Consider the following 17,499-nt stretch of genomic DNA (forward strand, 5'->3'; position numbering starts at 1 on the left):
GCTGCACGCTGCGAGCTCAAGAAAAAGCCGAACGGAGATACGTTTCAATATCTCGGTTCGGCTTTTTCTTGCCGCTTGCCGCTTGCAGCGCCTTAAAGCACCTGACGCAGGAACGCCTGGGCGCGCAGGTCCTTGGGCGCCGCGAAGAACTGCTGGGGCGGGGAATCTTCGAGCAACTTGCCGTGATCGAAGAACAGCACGCGATCGGCCACTTCACGGGCAAAGCCCATCTCGTGGGTCACGCAGACCATGGTCATGCCTTCCTGGGCCAAGGTCTTCATCACATCCAGCACCTCGCCGACCATTTCCGGGTCCAGCGCCGAAGTGGGTTCATCGAACAGCATGACCTTCGGCTCCATCGCCAAGGCACGGGCGATCGCCACCCGCTGCTGCTGGCCGCCAGAGAGGCGCGAGGGGTACTCGTTGGCCTTCTGGGCGATGCCGACCTTCTCCAGCAGCGCACGCGCCTTGGCTTCGCGCTCGGCCTTGCCACGCTTGCGCACCACCTTCTGGGCCAGGCACAGGTTCTCCAGCACCGTCATGTGCGGGAACAGGTTGAAATGCTGGAACACCATGCCGACTTCACGGCGGTAGGCGTTGATGTCGGTCTTCGGGTCGTCCAACTGAAGGCCATCGATGGAGACATGGCCATCGTCGAAATGCTCCAGGCCGTTCAGGCAACGCAGGAAGGTGGACTTGCCAGAGCCCGACGGGCCGAGCACCACCACCACCTCGCCCTTGGCCACGCGCGTGGTGACGTTGTCCACCGCCCGCACCACCTGGCCACGGGTGTCGAAGACTTTTACCAGATCACGGACTTCAATCACTTTGCGCAAGCCTCCGCTCGAGCCGGCTGGCAATGTGCGACAGCGGCAGGTTGATCAGCAGGTACAGGCCTGCCACGCAGAACCAGATCTCGAAGGTCGAGAACGAAGTGGTGATGGCCTCACGGCCGCTCTTGGTCAGTTCGGTGATGGCGATCACCGAAACCAACGAGGTGTCCTTGACCAGGCTGATGAACTGCCCGGCCAGCGGTGGCAGCACGCGCTTGAACGCCTGGGGCAGGATCACGTGGCGCATCGACTGGCTGGCATTGAGGCCCAGCGAGCGGGCCGCCTCGTTCTGCCCTTTGGCGATGGACTGCACGCCGGCGCGCACGATCTCGGCCACATAGGCGCCGGTGAACAACGCCAGCGCCGCCACCCCGGCGAACTCCCGGGACAGGTTGAGCACGGTGCCGATGAAGAAGTAGAAGATGAAGATCTGCACCAGCAACGGCGTGCCGCGCACCAGTTCGACATAGACGGTGGAGAGGTCGCGCAAGGTTGGGTTGTTCGACAACCGGCACAGGCCAGCAAACAGGCCGATCACCAGGCCCAGGGCACCGGACACCACCGAGATCCACAGGGTGGTCCACAGGCCCCAGGTCAGGGGGCCGATGGCCCACTGGCGCGTCACGCCTATCTGGTCGCCTTCGGCGACGTCATCGCCACGGCTCAGCATCAGGCTGTCCTTGGCGACGCTGACGACCTGCTGGCCGCCACTTTCATCCTTGAGCGTGACGCGGGCGGTGTCGCCCGAAAGGGTAATCTCTTCGACCGTGCCGTTCTCGGCGGCGCGCTGCGCCTCCTCGGCCTGGTAGGCGAAATACTGAGGGACGCGGTTCCAGCGCCACTCATAGGAAATCATCGAAGTGGCCAGATAGAGGCTGAACGCCAGCCCCACCAGGACCAGCGCGGTCAAACCGTGCCAGGGCCACTGGGCTTTCTTGTGTTTGATCACTTGGGGTACTTCCGTAAAAGCGAACGCGCAGGGTTTGCCTGCGCGTCGGTGTGATAAAGCCGGGCTTGTGGCCTGGGCCTTATTCCATTTCCTTCAGCCAATCTTTGTTCTTGAACCACTTGTCGTGAATACGATCGTAGGTCCCGTCGTTCTTGATCTGGTGCAGGAAGTTGTTGATGAAGTTGATGCTGTCGTAGTCGCCTTTCTTCAGGCCGAAGGCCAGCGGCTCGTAGGTGAAGGGTTCTTCGAGGAACAGCAGCTTGCCAGCGCCGGCCTTGTCGACCGCTACCACGTTGTAGGGTGCGTCGTAGACGAAGGCGTCGGCCTTGCCGTTGACCACGTCCATCACGCCTTCCTGCTCGTTGTCATAGCCGTGGTACTTGGCCTTGCTGATGAGCTTCTTGGAGACCATCTCGCCGGTAGTGCCGAGCTTGGAGGTGATGCGGTATTTCTCGTTGTTCAGGTCTTTGTAGGACTTGATCTCACCCGCCAGTTCCTTGCGGATCAGCAGGGTCTGGCCGACGACGATGAAGGGTTCGCTGAAGTTCAGGCGCAGGTTGCGTTCCTGGGTCAGGGTCATGCCGCTGCCGATCATGTCGAACTTGTCGGTCAGCAGGGCCGGGATGATGCCGTCATAGGCGGTGGAGACGGTTTCCAGCTTGACGCCCATGGACTTGGCCATGGCCTTGAGGATGTCCACCTCGAAGCCGATGATCTCGCCACGCTTGTTGGTCATTTCGAAGGGCATGTAGGTAGGGTCCATGCCGACCCGCAAGGTGCCGCGTTTGACGGCGTCTTCAATGGCGCCCGCCTGGGCGGCGGTAACGGCGACCAGTGCGGTGACACCGACCAGCAGTCGCGACAGGTATTTCTTCATCATTACCAGGTCCCCTAGCAAAGAAAGTGCGAATTTTATTGTTGGATTGGGCCCGAAGACCGAAACGCAATGTCGGAATGGATGCTAACGCATGCGCGGCCAGGGACCTAGAGTCGTGGGGGACTTTGTTGGCCAAAATGAGGGGGACGAGGGCTTAGCCCTCGGTCGCGGCACAAGGCCGCACCTACAGGGGGGTTGCGAATGACTGTAGGTACGGCCTTGTGCCGAGATGGGCCGCAAAGCGGCCCTTGGGAGGCATCAGGCGCCGACGAGCGAGGGCTGGGCCTGATTGTCCGGGTGCAGCGGCAGCAGCGGCGAGTGTGGATCGTTGGTAATGGAACTGCGCCATACCCCGATCCAGGCCTCGTTGTTCGATGCCCACACCTGCTCGTGCAGGCGCGACAGCGCCACCGGGTCGCTCAGCAGTGCCAGGCGGGTGTTGCCGTCCAGGCCCTGGGGCCCGACTTCCAGGGCCTTGCTCACACGCTCGATGCGCAATGCCTCGATCGGCGCGGCCTGGCCATGGCGAGCAGTGGCCATGGCGCAGGCCAGGGCGTTCTGCCGTGGGTCGACCACCGCACGGACGAAACCGTCGTGCAGGGCATGCCAGCGGTTCTCGTGGGTGTACTGGTCGGTCGCCAGCAGCTCCTGCGGAGTCGCGTACTCCTCAGGGATGAGGAACAGCTTCTCGTCCTTGGCCGCCAGGCCCAGGCGCGTACGGCTGGAAATCACCGACACCGGGATCGACAGCACGAGCGAGCCCACGATCGGCGCCAACCACCACAGGAAGCTTGGGTTCAGCCAAGCCACCAAGGCGGCCCAGGCAATGCCCAGCAACGTCTGCGGGCCATGGCGGCGAGCGGCCTCGCTCCACGGCGTGGAGTCGTCGTCACGCTGCGGCGAGTTCCAGGTCGCCGCCCAGCCGAGAAACGCGGCCAGCACGAAGCGGGTGTGGAAGATCATCCGCACCGGCGCCAGCAGCATGGAGAACAGCATCTCGATCAGCATCGACAAGGTGACCTTGATGCGACCACCGAATGCCGTGGCGCCCTTGGCCCAGATCAGGATGACGCTGAGCAGCTTGGGCAGGAACAACAGCACGACGGTGGTGGAGAACAGCGCGATGGCCTTCTCTGGATGCCATTGCGGCCACAGTGGGTAGAGCTGGAACGGCTCGATGAAGTACTGCGGCTCCATCAGCGTGTTGGTCGCCAGCAACGCGGTCGAAAGCACCAGGAAGAAGAACCACAGCGGCGCCGACAGGTACGACATGACGCCGGTCAGGAACACCGCGCGGTGCACCGGGTGCATACCCTTGACCAGGAACAGGCGGAAGTTCATGAGGTTGCCGTGGCACCAGCGACGGTCGCGCTTGAGCTCATCGAGCAGGTTCGGCGGCAGCTCTTCGTAGCTGCCCGGCAGGTCGTAAGCGATCCACACGCCCCAGCCGGCACGGCGCATCAGCGCGGCTTCGACGAAGTCGTGGGAGAGGATCGCACCGGCGAACGCCCCCTTGCCCGGCAAAGGCGCCAGGGCGCAATGCTCGATGAAGGGCTTCATGCGGATGATCGCGTTGTGCCCCCAGTAGTGCGATTCACCCAACTGCCAGAAGTGCAGGCCGGCGGTGAACAGCGGGCCATAGACGCGGGTGGCGAACTGCTGCAGGCGGGCGTAGAGGGTGTCCATGCCCGAGGCCTTCGGCGCGGTCTGGATGATGCCAGCGTCCGGGTTGGCCTCCATCAGACGTACCAGGCTGGTCAGGCATTCGCCGCTCATGACGCTGTCGGCGTCGAGCACGACCATGTACTTGTACTCGCCACCCCAGCGACGGCAGAAGTCATCCAGGTTGCCGCTCTTGCGCTTCACGCGGCGACGGCGACGGCGATAGAAGATATGGCCAAAGCCTTTGGCCTCGCGGCATACATCCAGCCAGGCCTGTTGCTCGGCCACAGCGATGTCGGTGTCGTTGGTGTCGCTGAGCACGAAGAAATCGAAGCGATCCAGGTCACCGGTGGCGGCCACCGACTCGAAGGTGGCCCGCAGACCGGCGAAGACCCGTGGCACGTCTTCGTTGCAGATCGGCATGACCAACGCAGTACGCGTCTGTGGCGCGATCGGCTCGTTGCCGGCGCTGCTGCCGGAGATGCGGTACTTGTCACGGCCGGTGAGCAGCTCGAGGAAGCCCATCAGCGCGGTCCAGAAGCCCGCCGACACCCAGCAGAACAGGATGCCGAAGAGGATGAGGATGGTCGTCTGCAGGGCATACGGCCAGACCTGAACGACCGACTCCCAGAACGACTGGGCCATGATTTCGTCGAGCGAGACGAACGACCAGCCCTGGTACGGCAGGATGCCCTTCATGTACCAGCCGGCCACGAGGGTCTGCCCGATCATCAAGGCCAGGAGAATATAGCGGCGCAGGGAACCGACCCGGCGCCAGCGGGCCGGTGGCAGCTCGCGCTTGGGCGGTTGCGGGGCATTGGTGCGCCCGGTGAGCCGACGCCACATGCGCACCAGGATGTTGGTACGCCATGGCTCGGGGACCACACGGGTGCGCTTGATCGGCGGCGCGATCTTCAGGCACAGCCGACCGCTGCCGTCGACGCCAAGCATTTCGGCGTCTTCGAGTTCGGCGGCGCTGCCCACGGTCAGGCGCGGGCCAACCGAGGCCTGCACGGCCTCGGCGGAGTTGGCGGCCGGTTGGGCCGCCAGGCGTTGGTGCAGCTCGCTGAACGACTGGCAGCTGGCGAGTTCCGCGCGCTGCTCATCGCTCAGTGGGAGGTGGGCCAGGTACTCGCCAAGCGATTCTGGCCGTGCGCTTGAGTTACTCATCGGCAGGCAACTGATAGCTCCAGGTCTCGGTCATCACTTTTTCGGTGGTGGCCGGTGCCCCGTTGGTGGGTGCCGCATCGGCGGCAGGTTGTTCAGCCTTGGCGGCTTTCTCGGCCTTGGCGTGCTTGGCTGCGGCCTTGTCCTGCTTGCCTTCCTTGGCCGGTTTGGCCGGTTCCACCGGAACGTCACGCACCAGTGCGGCGCGCATCTCGGTGGACTTGCTCGGATCCTTGACCTTCAGTCGCAAGGTCAGGCGCCAGCCCTTGGTTTCAGGGTTATAGCGCAGATTGTTCTCGACCACCTCGGCGTTGTCGCCAACGCTGACCTGGCTGCGCAGGGCGGTGTCTTCCGGCAGGGCTGCCAGGGCCGGGCCTTCGAAGTCGACCAGGAAGGCCACGCTGCCATCGGCTTCGCGGATCAGGTTGGACTGCTTCACATCACCGGTGGAGCGCATGGTCTTCTTGACCCAGCCCAGCTCAGGCGAGTGCAGTTGGGACTCGTTGATGGTCCAGCGCAGGCGGTACTCGAAGTCCATCGGCTTGCCTGGTTCAGGCAGCTTCTCCGGGCTCCAGAAGGCGACGATGTTGTCGTTGGTCTCGTCGGCGGTCGGGATTTCGACCAGGTCGACGGTGCCCTTGCCCCAGTCGCCACGCGGTTCTACCCAGGCGCTTGGACGCTTCTGGTAGTTGTCGTCGAGGTCTTCGTAGACGCTGAACTCACGCTGGCGCTGCAGCAGGCCGAAACCGCGTGGGTTCTCCACGCTGAAGCTGCTCACGGCCAGGTGCTTGGGGTTGTTCAGCGGGCGCCACAGCCATTCGCCGTTGCCCGCGTGGATCGACAGACCTTCGGAGTCGTGCAGGGCCGGGCGGTAGTTGAGAACCTTGGACGGCTGGTTGGCACCGAACAGGAACATGCTGGTCAGCGGGGCAACGCCCAGGCGGCTGACATGGTCACGCAGGAAGACCCTGGACTTGACGTCCAGCAGGGTATCGCTGCCCGGACGCAGGGTCAGCTTGTAGGCGCCGGTGGAGCGTGGCGAATCCAGCAGGGCGTAGATCACCAGGTGCTTGTCGGTCGGCTTTGGCTTTTCGACCCAAAACTCGGTGAAGCGCGGGAATTCCTCGCCCGACGGCAGTGCGGTGTCGATGGCCAGGCCACGGGCCGACAGGCCATAAACGTGGCCCTTGCCGACGACACGGAAATAGCTGGCGCCAAGCAGGGTCATGATCTCGTCCTGCTTGTCAGCCTTGTTGATGGGGTAAAGCACGCGGAAACCGGCATAGCCGAGGTTTTCGACGGTCTTGGGGTCGTGAGGGACGTCACCGAATTCGAAGCGGCTCGGGTCGTACTTGATTTCCTCGACCTTGGTGGCGGTGACCTGATTGATCTTCACCGGGGTGTCGAAGTGCATGCCCTGGTGGTAGAAGGACAGCTTGAACGGTGTCTGGTCCTTGGCCCACTCAGCCTTGTCCTGGAGGAAGCGGATTTTCTGGTAGTCCCCGAACTTCATGTCACGGAAGACCGCGGGCAGGTTGCTCTTCGGTGCTTCGTACTTCTGACCGGCGAGATCCTTTGCCTTGGCTGCAACATCGTCAAGATTGAATGCCCAAAGCTGGCCAGCGCTCATCAGGCCAACCAGCGCGACGCCTGCCGCCAGGGCCTTGCGAAGCCGATTTCCGGGGATTCTTTGTGCAATACAGGGACTAACAATCACGAGCAACCCTCGCCGAAAACAGATCATGAAACCAACGGCCAGCGACCAATGCCGGGTTGGCGAGCACTGTTCGGACCCCGTAAGGGCGTAATGATTCCCCAAACGGTTCCAGACAGTGCTCGAGTCAGAGTGAAACGAGCCTACGAACGTAGGCTCACGCAGCGCGCGATTATCCAGCAGGGCGCGTTACAACGCATCAGGCTGAAACAACTATTTATCGTCCAAACCCACTTGTTTTCCTTCAAACAAGGGGTTTTTTAACCTCATATTTGTAACATAAATGTTACAGGGCCATCATTGACCAGATGCACCTGCATGTCCGCCCCGAACCGGCCGCTGGCGACATCGCCATAGGCAGCGCGAGCCTGCTCAAGAAGATAGTCGAATATCTCGGCACCGAGTGCTGGCGGTGCGGCGGTGGAGAAGCTCGGACGCATGCCGTTGCGGGTGTCGGCGGCCAGCGTGAACTGGGACACCAGCAGCAGGCCGCCGCCGATGTCCTTGAGCGACAGGTTCATCTTGCCCTGGGGGTCGCTGAATACCCGGTAGTTGAGCAATTTGTGCAGGAGCTTGTCGGCATGCTCGCGGGTATCTCCCGGCTCGACAGCCACCAGCACCAGCAGGCCCTGGTCGATCGAGCCGACGATCTCGCCGTCTACCTCGACGCGCGCGCCACGCACGCGCTGCAACAGCCCTTTCATGCTTCTTCCAGGGGCAGGTCAAGCAGGCGCCGGGCCATCTGGTCGGCGGCGCGCACCAGGGCGTCGGTGATGCCCGGTTCGGAGGCTGCGTGGCCCGCGTCGCGGATCACCTTCAGTTCGCTGTTGGGCCAGGCCTGGTGCAGGGCCCAGGCGTTTTCCAGCGGGCAGATCACGTCGTAGCGGCCATGCACGATCACCGCCGGGAGGTGGGCGATCTTCGGCAGGTCACGGATCAGCTGGTCCGACTCGAGGAAGGCATTGTTCATGAAGTAATGGCATTCGATGCGCGCGATAGACAGCGCGCGCTGCGGCTCGGAGAAGCGATCGACCACCAGGGGGTTGGGGCGCAGGGTCGCGGTACGACCTTCCCAGGTCGACCAGGCTTTGGCGGCGTGCATCTGGGCGATCTGGTCGTTGCCGGTCAGGCGCTTGTGGAAAGCCTTGACCAGGTCGCCGCGCTCTTCCGACGGGATCGGCGCGATGTAGTCCTGCCAGTAATCGGGGAACAGACGGCTGGCACCCTCCTGGTAGAACCACTGGATCTCCTGCGGACGGCACAGGAAGATGCCCCGAAGGATCAGGCCGTGGACGCGCTCGGGGTGGGTCTGGGCGTAGGCGAGCGCCAGGGTGGAACCCCAGGAGCCGCCGAACAGCACCCACTTGTCGATGCCCAGGTGCTTACGAATGCGCTCCAGGTCCTCGACCAAGTGCCAGGTGGTGTTGTTTTCCAGGCTCGCATGCGGGGTCGAACGGCCGCAGCCGCGCTGGTCGAAGGTGATGATGCGGTACAAGGCGGGGTCGAAGTAGCAGCGGCTCTGGGCATCGCAACCCGCACCCGGGCCACCGTGGATGAACACCACTGGCAGACCTTCTGGCGATCCGCTTTCGTCTACATACAGCACATGCGGTGCTTCCACGGCCAGATCGTGCCGGGCGTAGGGTTTGATCTGCGGGTACAGGGTCTGCATTGCGCACTCCGTGTGAGGATTTAATCTGCCGCTTGGCATCATAAACCTGAATTGCGCTTTGAGCATGTGTCGCGGTGAAACAGGTCGATTTGTGCAGGCGCAGCTCGCCGGTAAACCCGCCCCCACAGGTCTGGCGATGAACCTGTGGAAGTGGGTTTACCCGCGAACAGGACAGTGGACTTACCGCCCGTAGTGCTCCCTGCCCCAGGCCAGGACGGTTTCGAGCAATTGCTTGAGCACCACCTGGGTAGGCTGCGCCAGGTCTGCGCGGTACTCGAACGGCTCGACCTCTTCCATGTAGGTGCTCTGCGCCAGCTCCAGTTGCACCGCATGGATGTGATTCGCCGGGTCGCCGTAGTGACGGGTGATGTGCCCACCCTTGAAGCGCCCGTTGAGCACCGAGGTGTAGCCCTGGGCCTGGGCGCAGACATCTCTCAGGCGCTCGGCCAGGACCGGGTCGCAACTGGCGCCATTGAAGGTGCCGAGGTTGAAATCCGGCAGCTTGCCCTCGAACAGGTGCGGGATGACCGAGCGGATCGAGTGGGCATCCCACAACAAGGCATAGCCGTGAATCTCACGCAGGCGCGCGAGCTCCTGACGAATCGTGTCGTGGTAAGGCCGCCAGATCTGCTCCAAATAGCCCTTGCGCTCATCGGCAGAGGGTTCCTGGCCTGCCTTGAACAACGGCTCGCCCTCGAACAGCGTCGCCGGGTAAAGGCCCGTGGTGGCGCCAGCGTACAGCGGCTTGTCGTCATCCGGGCGATTCAGGTCGATGACGAACCGCGAATACTGCGCGGCCACCACGCTGGCACCCAGCTCCTGTGCGAAATCGTACAACCGTGGGATGTGCCAGTCGGTGTCCGGCAGGCTGCGCGCCTGTTCGACCAGGCCGTCGCGCACGGCGTCGGTCAGGCCCAGGCCTGCATGGGGCATGCTGATCAACAGCGGCAGTTGGCCTTGGTGAAAACTCAATACCTTGTCCATGTGCCCTCGCTCAGTTGGATATCTCATGGCCCAGGCGCACCACGCGCTTGGGCAGGTCGCCGCCGAGCCAGTAGCTCAGATCCGCAGGACGCTCGATCTGCCAGGCAATGAAGTCCGCGACCTTGCCCACCTCCAGCGAACCGTGGCTCTCGCCCAGGCCCAGGGCCGTGGCCGCATGCACGGTCACGCCCGCCAGGGCCTCTTCAGGCGTCATGCGGAAGCACGTGCAGCCCATGTTCAGCATCAGCCGCAGCGACAGCCCTGGCGAGGTGCCTGGGTTGAGGTCGCTGGCCAGGGCGATCTTCACGCCATGACGACGCAGTGCGTCCATCGGCGGCAGCTGGGTTTCCCGCAGGAAGTAGAACGCGCCCGGCAGCAGTACGGCGACGGTGCCGGCCTCGGCCATGGCGATGGCATCTTCCTCGGTCATGAATTCCAAATGGTCGGCCGACAGCGCCTGGTAGCGCGCCGCCAGGCTCGAGCCGTGCAACGACGACAATTGCTCGGCATGCAGCTTGACCGGCAGGCCCAGCTCGCGTGCCTTGACGAAGACCTTCTCGACCTGAGCCGGCGAGAACGCCAGGTGTTCGCAGAAGGCGTCCACGGCGTCCACCAGGCCTTCCTCGGCCAGGGCCGGGAGCATGTCGTCACAGATGTGCGCGATGTAGTCATCCGCCCGGCCGGCGTATTCCGGCGGCAAGGCGTGGGCGGCAAGGCAGGTGCTGCGCACGGTCAGTGGCAGCTCCTCGCCCAGGCGCCGGGCGACCTTGAGCATCTTGCGCTCGTTGCCCAGGTCCAGGCCGTAGCCGGACTTGATCTCCAGGGTGGTCACGCCATCGCGCATCAACGCCTTGACCCGCTGACGGGCACTGGCCAGCAGTTCGTCTTCGCTGGCCGCGCGGGTCGCCCGCACGGTGCTGGCGATACCGCCGCCGTTGGCGGCGATCTCGGCATAGCTGACGCCCTGCAGGCGCTGCTCGAACTCACCGCTGCGATTGCCGCCGAACACCGCGTGGGTGTGGCAGTCGATCAGGCCAGGGGTGACCCAGGCGCCACCCAGGTCCACCGTGCGCTCGGCATCGACCGAGGGTACCTCGCCACGCGGGCCGATCCATTCGATCAACCCGGCGTTGGTGACGATCGCAGCGTCCTCGATGATCGAGTACAGGCCTTGGGCCATGGTCGCCACGTGGCAGTGCTGCCAGAGGGTTCTCATAAGCGTTCTCCGTGACTAGCGGTGCAGCTCGACCGGCTCGCGGACCCGTTGGCCCTGCCCTGCCCGTGGCTTGCACCACAGCAGGTAGGAGGCCACCAGGAACACCACCCAGATCACGCCGACGATCAACGCGGCCTGAGTGTCCGGGAAGTAGCCGAGCACACCAAAGATGAACAACATGAAGGCAATGGCCATTGCCGGCCCATAAGGCCAGAACGGCACCGGGAACTTCAGCTCGGCGATCTGCTCGCGAGTCATGCTGCGGCGCATGGCCACCTGGCTCATCAGGATCATCAGCCATACCCACACAGTGGCGAAGGTGGCGATCGAGGCGATCAGCAGGAACACGTTCTCGGGGATCACGTAGTTCAGCACCACACCGATCAGCAGCGCAGCGCCCATCACCAGCACGGTCATCCATGGCACGCCGTGCTTGGACAGCTTGCCGAAGCTGCGAGGCGCGTGGCCTTGCTGGGCCAGGCCGTACATCATGCGGCCAGCGCCGAAGATGTCGCTGTTGATGGCCGAGACGGCTGCCGAAATCACCACGATGTTCAGCACCGCAGCCGCCGAGCCGATACCCAGGTTGTTGAAGATCTGCACGAACGGGCTGCCTTGGCTGCCGATCTGCGGCCAGGGGTACAGGCTCATCAGCACGAACAGGGTCAACACGTAGAACAGCAGGATACGCAGCGGGACCGCGTTGATCGCTTTGGGGATGACGCGCTGTGGGTCTTTCGCTTCACCGGCAGTGACGCCGATGATCTCGATGCCGCCGAAGGCGAACATCACGACCGCGAAGCAGGCGATCAGGCCGCTGATGCCGTTGGGCATGAAGCCGCCATGGCTGATCAGATTGCTCACACCGACGGTGGTGCCGGGGGTGGCCTGGCCCATGCCGAAAATCATGATGCCGAAGCCTGCCAGGATCATCGCCACGATGGCGCCGACCTTGAGCAGGGACAGCCAGAACTCCATTTCACCGAAGACCTTGACGTTGCACAGGTTCAGGCCGCCGATGATGAAGACGATGCCCAGCACCCAGATCCACCGAGCCACTTCCGGGAACCAGAAGCCCATGTAGATCCCGAACGCGGTGACATCGGCGATGGCAACGATGACCATCTCGAAGGCGTAGGTCCAGCCGAGGATGAAGCCCGCCATGGGGCCGAGGTAGGCACTGGCATAGTGCCCGAAGGAGCCGGCTACCGGGTTGTGCACGGCCATCTCGCCAAGGGCGCGCATGACCATGAAAACCGCCGCACCACCGATCAGATAAGCCAGCAATACTGCCGGGCCGGCCATCTGGATGGCCGAGGCCGAGCCGTAGAACAGCCCGGTACCGATCGCGGAACCGAGCGCCATGAAACGAATGTGCCGGGCCGACAGCCCGCGCTTGAGACCTTCTTGCATTTCGTACCCTTATTATTGTTCTGGCCGTAACTGCTAAAGGGCCGCTTTGCCTCCCATCGCAGGCTTCGCCAGCGCCTTGAGGGCGCCGCTGAAGCCTGCGATGGGCCGCAAAGCGGCCCCAATGGCTTTACAGACTCGGCAGTACGCCAGCTGGCAGCAGGCCGGTCAGGCAACCTTTGGCCAGCAGCTCGGCGGCCGCTTCGATATCGGGTGCGAAGAAGCGGTCACGGTCGTAGTGCGGGACTTCGCGGCGCAGGGCCTGACGGGCCTGCTCCAGTTTGGCGGAGGTCTTCAGGCCTTCGCGCAGGTCCAGGCCCTGGCAGGCGCCCAGCCACTCGATGGCAAGAACGCCACGGGTGTTTTCGGCCATTTCCCACAGACGCTTGCCGGCAGCCGGCGCCATGGAGACGTGGTCTTCCTGGTTGGCGGAGGTCGGCAGGCTGTCGACGCTGTGCGGATGCGACAAGGCCTTGTTCTCGCTGGCCAGGGCGGCAGCGGTGACCTGAGCGATCATGAAGCCGGAGTTGACGCCACCGTTTTCCACCAGGAACGGAGGCAGCTGGGACATGTGCTTGTCCATCATCAGCGAGATGCGGCGCTCGCTCAGCGAGCCGATCTCGGCGATGGCCAGGGCGATGTTGTCAGCGGCCATGGCCACCGGTTCGGCGTGGAAGTTGCCGCCGGAGATGACATCGCCTTGAGCGGCGAAGACCAGCGGGTTGTCCGACACAGCGTTGGACTCGATCGCCAGGACTTCGGCGGCCTGGCGCAACTGGGTCAGGCAGGCGCCCATGACTTGCGGCTGGCAACGCAGGGAATACGGATCCTGCACCTTGCCGCAGTTTTCGTGGGAGCGGGACACTTCGCTGGAGTCGCCCAGCAGATCGCGGAAGCAGGCTGCGGTGTCGATCTGGCCGCGCTGGCCACGGACTTCGTGGATGCGTGCATCGAACGGCGAGCGCGAGCCCAGAGCCGCCTCGACGGTCAGGCCGCCACAGGCGATGGCTGCGGCGTACAGGTCTTCGGCGTGGAACAGGCCACGCAGGGCATAGGCGGTGGACGCCTGGGTGCCGTTGAGCAGGGCCAGGCCCTCTTTCGCAGCCAGGGTCAGCGGCTCCAGGCCCGCGACCGCCAGGGCCTCGGTGGCAGGCAGCCATTGGCCTTTGTAACGGGCCTTGCCTTCGCCCAGCAGTACCAGCGACATGTGCGCCAGCGGTGCCAGGTCGCCGGAGGCACCGACCGAGCCCTTGAGCGGGATGTGTGGATAGACTTCGGCGTTGACCAGGGCGATCAGCGCGTTGATGACCTTGCGACGGATGCCGGAGAAACCACGGCTGAGGCTGTTGATCTTCAGGACCATGATCAGACGCACCAGGTCGTCGTCCAGCGGCGCGCCGATGCCGGCGGCGTGGGACAGCACCAGGGAACGCTGCAGGTTTTCCAGGTCATGGCTGGCGATGCGGGTCGAAGCCAGCAGGCCGAAACCGGTGTTGATGCCGTAGGCGGTGCGGTCTTCGGCAATGATCTGCTCGACGCAGGCAACGCTGGCGTCGATGGCCTGGCCGGCGCTGGCATCCAGTTGCAGGCGCACTGGCGCTGCATGGATGGCACGTAGTTGGGCCAGGGTCAGGGTGCCGGGCTTGAGAGTCAGTTCGGTCACTTCGCTACTCCAATTCGCATGGGGCCCGCAGGCCCCTTCTTGTTATTCAGTATCAACGTTGTTCGGCAATTACCAAAGGAACGTCGATCAGCCCGTGATCATCGGCAGGTCCAGGCCCTGCTCCTTGGCGCAGTCGATGGCGATCTGGTAGCCGGCATCGGCGTGACGCATCACGCCAGTCCCTGGGTCGTTGGTCAGCACACGGGCGATACGCGCGGCTGCTTCGTCGGTACCGTCGCAGACGATGACCATGCCCGAGTGCTGGGAGAAGCCCATGCCCACGCCACCGCCGTGGTGCAGCGAAACCCAGGTGGCGCCGCCTGCGGTGTTGAGCAGGGCGTTGAGCAGTGGCCAGTCGGAGACCGCGTCGGAGCCATCACGCATGGCTTCGGTTTCGCGGTTCGGGCTGGAAACCGAGCCGGAGTCCAGGTGGTCGCGGCCGATGACGATCGGGGCGGACAGCTCGCCACTGCGGACCATTTCGTTGAACGCCAGGCCCAGCTTGGCGCGCAGGCCCAGGCCAACCCAGCAGATACGTGCCGGCAGGCCCTGGAAGCTGATGCGCTCGCGGGCCATGTCCAGCCAGCGGTGCAGGTGGGCGTCGTCCGGGATCAGCTCCTTGACCTTGGCGTCGGTCTTGTAGATGTCCTCGGCGTCACCGGACAGCGCCGCCCAGCGGAACGGACCGACGCCGCGGCAGAACAGCGGACGGATGTAGGCCGGCACGAAGCCTGGGAAGTCGAAGGCATTGGCCACGCCTTCTTCCTTGGCCATCTGACGGATGTTGTTGCCGTAGTCGAAGGTCGGCACGCCCATCTTCTGGAAGTCCAGCATGGCTTGTACGTGGACGGCCATGGACTGCTTGGCGGCCTTGACCACAGCGGCGGCGTCGGTCTGGGCGCGGTCGCGGTACTCTTCCCAGGTCCAGCCGGCTGGCAGGTAGCCGTTGAGCGGGTCGTGGGCGCTGGTCTGGTCGGTGACCATGTCCGGGCGCACGCCACGCTTGACCAGCTCTGGCAGGATTTCAGCGGCGTTGCCGTGCAGGGCGATGGAGATGGCCTTGCCTTCGGCAGTGTACTTGGCGATGCGCGCCAGGGCGTCGTCCAGGTCCTTGGCCTGCTCGTCCACGTAGCGGGTCTGCAGGCGGAAGTCGATGCGGCTCTGCTGGCATTCGATGTTCAGCGAGCAGGCGCCGGCCAGGGTCGCGGCCAGTGGCTGGGCGCCGCCCATGCCGCCCAGACCAGCGGTCAGGACCCACTTGCCGGTCAGGTTGCCGTTGTAGTGCTGGCGACCTGCCTCGACGAAGGTTTCGTAGGTGCCCTGAACGATGCCCTGGCTGCCGATGTAGATCCAGCTGCCGGCGGTCATCTGGCCGTACATGGCCAGGCCTTTGGCGTCCAGTTCGTTGAAGTGTTCCCAGTTGGCCCAGTGCGGCACCAGGTTGGAGTTGGCGATCAGCACGCGCGGAGCATTGGCGTGGGTCTTGAAGACGCCGACCGGCTTACCGGACTGGATCAGCAGGGTCTCGTCGTCTTCCAGGCGGGTCAGGGTCTCGACGATCTTGTCGTAGCACTCCCAGTTACGCGCGGCACGGCCGATGCCACCGTAGACCACCAGCTCCTTCGGGTTCTCGGCGACCTGAGGATCGAGGTTGTTCATCAGCATGCGCAGCGGCGCTTCGGTCAGCCAGCTCTTGGCGGTCAGCTTGTTGCCACGCGGGGCGCGGATTTCTACGTCACGGTATTTGTTGTTGTCAGTCACGGGAATGTCCTCTGCGGTCAGGTCGACGGCGGTTTGTCGATGTGAATATACAAACACATCTTTACTTGTATGTACAAGCATGGACAACCAAATTTTTAATACCGTTCCTCGGGAAGCCAGAAATACAAAGGGGCCGCTGCGCGACCCGATCGCGGCACAAAGCCGCTCCTACAAGGATTTGCGATCACCTGTAGGAGCGGCCTTGTGCTGCGATCGGGCTGCACAGCAGCCCCTTTTCACGATGCCCGATTAGCGCGACATCAATTCGATCAGACAGAACCGCCCTTGAACATCCAGCCCCAGCAACCCGTCGTTGCCTTCCAATTGCAGGCAATCATACAAGCCGAGCTGCTGCTTGGACTGTCCCGATACCGACACGTCCACATGCCCACTGGCAGCGAACAGCAACACCGTCGAGGCCGAGCTGAATATCCGACTGGTGCCGTCAAACCACTGCAACCGCGCCCGGTAACGTTGCGGCGCGTAGATCAGGTTGAAGTCGCGGATCGCGCCACCGAGCAGCTTGCAGCTGACCTGGCTTTCGCCACTGAAGGCAAAGGCGTCGAATGGCAGCAAGGGCCGGCTGGCCTGACCATCGACCAGCAGGCGCATGCCATCGCCCTGCAGCACGCTGATGATCCGCTGGTAGCCGGCAAAGGTGGAGAACCCGCCGGACTCCTCGATGTCGGCGATCGACAAGCGCCAGCCGAAGCCATCCAGGCCTTCGCCTGCGTCGCGGGTGATCTCTTCGGTGAAACCACCACCGTTCTTCCAAGGCATGCGCGGGTAGTCTTTGGCGCGCAGCAACTGCAACTGGGTCATTTACTGAATCGTCCTTCGAGGCGATGACGGGAACCGGGGTGGATCAGCCGCGCCGCGGTCACCGGCTGGCGACCGGACCAGGTGCGGCGGCGAATCAGCAAGCAAGGCTCGCCCTGCTCGATCTGTAGCAGGCGGCACTCCTCGGGCTCGGCGAGGATCGCTTCGACCACGTGCTCGCCCTCGGTCAGTGGCGCGACCTGCGAGAGGTAGGCATAGGGCGTCTGCTGGGTGAAGTCCTGCTTGAGGTAGTCCGGGGCGATCTGGGCGTTGACGTAGCGATCTTCGATCTGCACCGGCACGCCGTTCTCGTAATGCACGATCAGCGAATGGAACACCCGCTGGCCTTCGCGCATATCCAGGGCCAAGGCGCGCTCGGAACCGGCGGTCTCTTCAGTTAGGCGGATCACCTGGCAGCTATGCTGGTGACCACGGCCGGCGATTTCGTCGGCAATGTTGTTGACCTCGAACAGTGCCGAACGGCTCTTGGGCTCGGCGACGAACGTGCCCACGCCCTGCATGCGCACCAGCAGCCCTTCGGCGGTGAGTTCGCGCAGGGCGCGGTTGATGGTCATGCGGCTGAAACCCAGCTCGCTGACCAGTTCGCTCTCGGACGGGACCCGGTGATGCGGTGGCCAGCTGCCGTTTTCGATCTGCTGGACGATCATCTGCTTGACCCGGGCATAGAGCGGCGCCGGCCCTTCGCCCATCTGGGCAACCAGCGCGGAGACAGGAGGTGTCGGCACGGCGTTGAATCCTTGTGCAATTGATT

14 protein-coding genes are annotated in these 17,499 nt (G+C 63.8%); all 14 read right to left on the minus strand.

Annotated elements, in window-relative coordinates:
- Window positions 1–92: 92 nt before the first annotated feature.
- The 14 genes from IEC33019_RS21985 to hutC all read right to left on the minus strand — a co-directional run bounded on the left by IEC33019_RS21985 (window position 93) and on the right by hutC (window position 17,437).
- Window positions 93–827: an amino acid ABC transporter ATP-binding protein gene (locus IEC33019_RS21985; protein ID WP_070090621.1), complete on the minus strand. Its 735-nt coding sequence runs from the start codon at window positions 825–827 to the stop codon at window positions 93–95.
- Window positions 820–1,782, minus strand: coding sequence for an amino acid ABC transporter permease (locus IEC33019_RS21990; RefSeq protein WP_070090592.1), 963 nt, complete (start codon window positions 1,780–1,782; stop codon window positions 820–822). The genes IEC33019_RS21985 and IEC33019_RS21990 overlap by 8 nt, the downstream gene beginning before the upstream one ends.
- Before the next feature lie 79 nt (window positions 1,783–1,861).
- Window positions 1,862–2,659, minus strand: a complete 798-nt coding sequence (locus IEC33019_RS21995; protein WP_070090622.1) for a transporter substrate-binding domain-containing protein — start codon at window positions 2,657–2,659, stop codon at window positions 1,862–1,864.
- 258 nt (window positions 2,660–2,917) lie between these two features.
- On the minus strand, window positions 2,918–5,491 hold the full coding sequence (mdoH, locus tag IEC33019_RS22000; protein ID WP_070090593.1) for a glucans biosynthesis glucosyltransferase MdoH: 2,574 nt from the start codon (window positions 5,489–5,491) through the stop codon (window positions 2,918–2,920).
- Complete coding sequence (locus tag IEC33019_RS22005; protein WP_070090623.1) at window positions 5,484–7,205, minus strand: glucan biosynthesis protein G; 1,722 nt, start codon at window positions 7,203–7,205, stop codon at window positions 5,484–5,486. The genes mdoH and IEC33019_RS22005 overlap by 8 nt, the downstream gene beginning before the upstream one ends.
- A gap of 263 nt (window positions 7,206–7,468) precedes the next feature.
- Window positions 7,469–7,906 carry a D-aminoacyl-tRNA deacylase gene (gene dtd, locus IEC33019_RS22010; RefSeq protein WP_070090594.1) on the minus strand — a complete coding sequence of 146 codons (438 nt, stop codon included), beginning with the start codon at window positions 7,904–7,906 and terminating at the stop codon, window positions 7,469–7,471.
- Entirely contained in the window at window positions 7,903–8,874 is a 972-nt protein-coding gene (gene pip / locus IEC33019_RS22015; protein WP_070090595.1) for a prolyl aminopeptidase, read from the minus strand. Before pip ends, dtd begins: the two co-directional genes overlap by 4 nt.
- Before the next feature lie 180 nt (window positions 8,875–9,054).
- A complete protein-coding gene (hutG, locus tag IEC33019_RS22020) occupies window positions 9,055–9,858 on the minus strand; it encodes an N-formylglutamate deformylase (RefSeq protein ID WP_070090596.1) in 804 nt (267 codons plus the stop codon).
- A gap of 10 nt (window positions 9,859–9,868) precedes the next feature.
- Entirely contained in the window at window positions 9,869–11,074 is a 1,206-nt protein-coding gene (hutI, locus tag IEC33019_RS22025) for an imidazolonepropionase (protein WP_070090597.1), read from the minus strand.
- A 15-nt stretch (window positions 11,075–11,089) separates the two neighbouring features.
- Window positions 11,090–12,487, minus strand: a complete 1,398-nt coding sequence (locus tag IEC33019_RS22030) for an amino acid permease (RefSeq protein ID WP_070090598.1) — start codon at window positions 12,485–12,487, stop codon at window positions 11,090–11,092.
- A gap of 127 nt (window positions 12,488–12,614) precedes the next feature.
- On the minus strand, window positions 12,615–14,147 hold the full coding sequence (gene hutH, locus IEC33019_RS22035) for a histidine ammonia-lyase (protein WP_070090599.1): 1,533 nt from the start codon (window positions 14,145–14,147) through the stop codon (window positions 12,615–12,617).
- Window positions 14,148–14,234: 87 nt separating this feature from the next.
- Window positions 14,235–15,908 (minus strand): urocanate hydratase, encoded by a 1,674-nt coding sequence (hutU, locus tag IEC33019_RS22040; RefSeq protein ID WP_070090600.1) that lies wholly within the window; start codon window positions 15,906–15,908, stop codon window positions 14,235–14,237.
- A gap of 249 nt (window positions 15,909–16,157) precedes the next feature.
- Complete coding sequence (locus IEC33019_RS22045) at window positions 16,158–16,730, minus strand: HutD/Ves family protein (RefSeq protein ID WP_070090601.1); 573 nt, start codon at window positions 16,728–16,730, stop codon at window positions 16,158–16,160.
- Window positions 16,727–17,437 carry a histidine utilization repressor gene (hutC, locus tag IEC33019_RS22050; protein ID WP_170831704.1) on the minus strand — a complete coding sequence of 237 codons (711 nt, stop codon included), beginning with the start codon at window positions 17,435–17,437 and terminating at the stop codon, window positions 16,727–16,729. The genes IEC33019_RS22045 and hutC overlap by 4 nt, the downstream gene beginning before the upstream one ends.
- Window positions 17,438–17,499: the final 62 nt, after the last annotated feature.

Source organism: Pseudomonas putida, assembly GCF_002741075.1.
Lineage (GTDB): Bacteria > Pseudomonadota > Gammaproteobacteria > Pseudomonadales > Pseudomonadaceae > Aquipseudomonas > Aquipseudomonas putida_T.